This is a genomic window from Bradyrhizobium sp. (assembly GCF_030697065.1).
Classification (GTDB): domain Bacteria; phylum Pseudomonadota; class Alphaproteobacteria; order Rhizobiales; family Xanthobacteraceae; genus Bradyrhizobium.
The window spans coordinates 1-3,169 of sequence record NZ_JAUYQU010000268.1 but is presented as its reverse complement, the minus strand read 5'-3'; the positions used below and the strand labels follow the sequence as shown (position 1 = coordinate 3,169).

The window sequence follows — 3,169 nt, the reverse complement described above, 5'->3', positions numbered from 1 at the left end:
GGAGAGATCGGGATAGTACTTGCCGAGCTGGTCGGCCAGGAACATGCCCTTGAAGACCACGGTGCGGCACGACAGCGACACCGGGTAATAGCCGGCCAGGCCGCGGTCGCGGCGCTGGTAGATCGCCTGCGAGATCGACTTGCGCAGGATGTAGAGCTTCCGCTCGAAGTCGTCCTCGTTCTTCGCCGCACCATTGCGGGCGATGAACACCTGCATGTGAACAGGCTCGGTCGGCTTGACGGTTTCGCCGAGCGAGGAATTGTCCGACGGCACGTCGCGCCAGCCCAGCAGCACCAGTCCCTCGTCCCGGACCTGGTCGGCGATGATGCTCTTGATGATTTTGCGCCACGCCGTTTCCTTCGGCATGAACAGCGAGCCGACGGCGTACTCGCCCGGCTTCGGCAGCGTAAAGCCGAGTCCGGCGGCCTTGCGCGCAAAGAAGGCGTGCGGAATTTGCACCAGGATGCCGGCGCCGTCGCCGGCGCGCGGATCGGCGCCGACTGCGCCGCGGTGTTCGAGGTTGCACAGAATGCTCAGCGCATCGGTGACGATCTGATGCGACTTCTTGCCCTTGATGTTGGCGATGAAGCCGACGCCGCAGGAATCTTTCTCGAGCGAGGGGTCGTACAGGCCTTCGGCCGGCGGACGCCAGCTGAACTCGCGCGCGACTTCGGCCGCTTTCGCGGCCGGGGCCGCCGGCAGCGCATCCGTCACGAAGTTTTCGCGTTCGAACTCCGACCCGCTCATCTCACGTCCTCTCAATAAGGCTGAAGGCCTCACCGTCCGTTGGCGCACCTTGGGCGCTTGCGGCACCCACCGGGCCACCGCTCGTCCTCCGCGAGCCGCAATTTCGTAAATTCAGGCCTGGGCGTCCGGCGTCCCCGACGAACGGCCTTGCCTTTAACTTCCTGGCGCCTGGGCGCCATCTCTCGTTGCAATCCCTGTGCCGGGATCGCTCCGCAATTGAGACAGCTATGCTGTCCTAACTCAGACCATGCCAAATTTTTGTCTATCACACAAGCGCGTGAGAGTCGCTGGCTGCATGGCAGATCCGTGCGGTCTGCGGGGGGTAACCCCGCCGCGGATTTGAAGCAAACACGCCGCGATCCGGCCCAAGGACTGCCGGATTTGGCAAGGATGTTGCTGGCGGGATCAACGAGCGAAAACGCTCAGAGGCGTAGCAGGAGTGATTATCCGATGAAGCTGTTCACGGGATGGATCTTGTCGGCCGGGCTGTTGGCGGCGGCCGGCGCCGCCAATGCGCAAGTGCCGGCGCCCTATTACGATGTCGGTCGATCGTCTTACAGGGTCGTCTCCGACATCGGCGGGCCCTACGCGGCCATGCCACCGGAAGCGCCGATGCGCCATTACGGTCCGCGATTGCTGCCGCCGCATGAGGTTTACACGGTGCTGCGCGACAGCGGATTCTCGCCGCTCGGAGTTCCGGTGCGGCGCGGATTCTTCTACGCAATTTCGGTGGTTGATCGCGGCGGCGATGACGGGCGGCTGGTGATCGACGCCCGCACCGGGCGGATCCTGCGCTTCCAGCCGGCCCACCGGATGGACGACAATTTCGACGACGCCGGGCCTATCACTTTTGGCCCGCCCGGCCGGCCTCCTGCCGCCGATGTCAGGGCTGAACCGCGCCCGCTGAGCGCCGCACCGAGGGTGGCAAGCCGCACCACCGCGGTGCCGGTTCCGAAGCCGCGCAGCGAAGTCAGGCCGCTGGCGGCCGTGACGCCTGCCGCGCGGTCAGCCCAGCCTGCTGCCGGGCCGCCGGCCCGACAATCGGTTGCGGCGGCGCCGGTGAAACCGGATCCGCAAACCACCGGCCAGGCTGCGGCGCCCGCAGCCGCTGCTCCCGTCGTCGAGGCCAAGCCCGTGCCGCAGATCCTGCCGACCCAGGAGATGCCACAGGCACAGGGACTGGAGTAGGCTGCGAGGCACTCTATCCGCGTCGTTCCGGATCCCTGACAGAAACGACGATCGCAACCAAACGCCCCGGATTTTCCGGGGCGTTTTCGTGAGACCCGCGGCGATCACTTCATAATTGTCCGGCTTCCCAATCCGACGCGTCGTCGCGTCGCCAGGAAGCACGCCGGCATGGGTTCGCAGGAACCGCAAGTGTGTAAGGACGCCCGGACCGTGACCATCAGACGCGAAACATTAAACTCCCGTCATCTCGCGGAACGCAGGCATCGCGCTGCCGTTGACCTGCACCTGACATCATGAAGGAAAAGATATCTATGCCGTTTTACAAGACCATCTCCGCAGTTCTTCTGGCGGGCGTGACTTCCATCGCATCGCTTCAGCCGGCCGCAGCAGCGCCGCTGATGATGAGCCCGGGCAATACCCAATCTGCCATCAGCAATGTCGAAACCGTGCAATATCGCCGCGGGCACCGCGGCCCCGGTTTCGGCCACCAAGGCAGGCACCATCGCCATGGCTACAATCGCGGGTATCGCGGCAACGGAGCGGCGGTGATCGGCGGATTGGCGGCCGGCGCGATCATCGGAGGCGCCATCGCCAACAGCCAGGCGCGCGCCGGCGACGCGCATGCTTACTGCTCGCAGCGCTTCAGGTCCTATGACCCGGCGTCGGGTACCTATCTGGGCTACGACGGCAACCGTCACGCGTGTCCGTGATCATTGCCTGAATCAACGAGAAGGGCCGCGGACAGTCTCCGCGGCCCTCTTCATTTGCAGGCGCCGTCCAGCGCCCGAGCAGAACACGCTCTGGTATGGTACGTGAACGTCTTCGGCCAGTTGCGCCGGTAATGGGGATTTCAGTGACCGCTCGCCTGCGCCAGCTGCTGGACGACTTCGCGGAGACATTCTGGCTCATCCCGGCGTTGCTGGTGTTGGCGGGCGTGGTGGGTGCCCTCGGCCTGATCGAACTCGACCGCAGTGAACTGATCCCGCGCTGGTTGCTGGAACGATGGCTCTATGATGGCGGCGCAACAGGTGCGCGGACGCTGCTCGGAGCGATCGCATCCTCGACGATCGGAGTGGCGGGTACGGTATTCTCCATCACGATCGCGGCGCTGTCGCTGGCGGCCGGCCAGATGGGGCGGCGCCTGCTTCGCTACTTCACCCGCGATCGGGGTAACCTGGTCACCCTCGGGGTTTTTCTCGGAACTTTATGCTACGAGATGTTGGTGCTGCGAAGC

At 64.9% G+C, this 3,169-nt stretch carries 3 protein-coding genes and 1 pseudogene; 3 read left to right on the top strand and 1 reads right to left on the bottom strand.

Features of this window, described 5'->3' with window-relative positions; genetic code table 11:
• Nucleotides 1–747 (bottom strand): annotated as a pseudogene (locus tag Q8R73_RS21055) (glutamate synthase subunit alpha); the annotation flags it as partial.
• Nucleotides 748–1,197: 450 nt separating this feature from the next.
• Between Q8R73_RS21055 and Q8R73_RS21050 the strand changes: the two are divergent.
• From Q8R73_RS21050 to Q8R73_RS21040, 3 genes are all read left to right on the top strand, one after another.
• Complete coding sequence (locus Q8R73_RS21050; protein ID WP_305721472.1) at nt 1,198–1,935, top strand: hypothetical protein; 738 nt, start codon at nt 1,198–1,200, stop codon at nt 1,933–1,935.
• 311 nt (nt 1,936–2,246) lie between these two features.
• The gene (locus tag Q8R73_RS21045) at nt 2,247–2,645 is read left to right on the top strand and encodes a BA14K family protein (protein ID WP_305721471.1); all 399 of its coding nucleotides are present in this window, start codon (nt 2,247–2,249) and stop codon (nt 2,643–2,645) included.
• A gap of 143 nt (nt 2,646–2,788) precedes the next feature.
• Nucleotides 2,789–3,169 (top strand): DUF2254 family protein (locus Q8R73_RS21040; protein ID WP_305721470.1); only part of this gene is annotated, 381 nt, incomplete at its 3' end.

Coding starts and splice junctions, on each gene's coding strand:
- Q8R73_RS21050 (WP_305721472.1), top strand. CDS start 1,198: ATGAAGCTGTTCACGGGATGGATCTTGTCGGCCGGGCTGTTGGCGGCG.
- Q8R73_RS21045 (WP_305721471.1), top strand. CDS start 2,247: ATGCCGTTTTACAAGACCATCTCCGCAGTTCTTCTGGCGGGCGTGACT.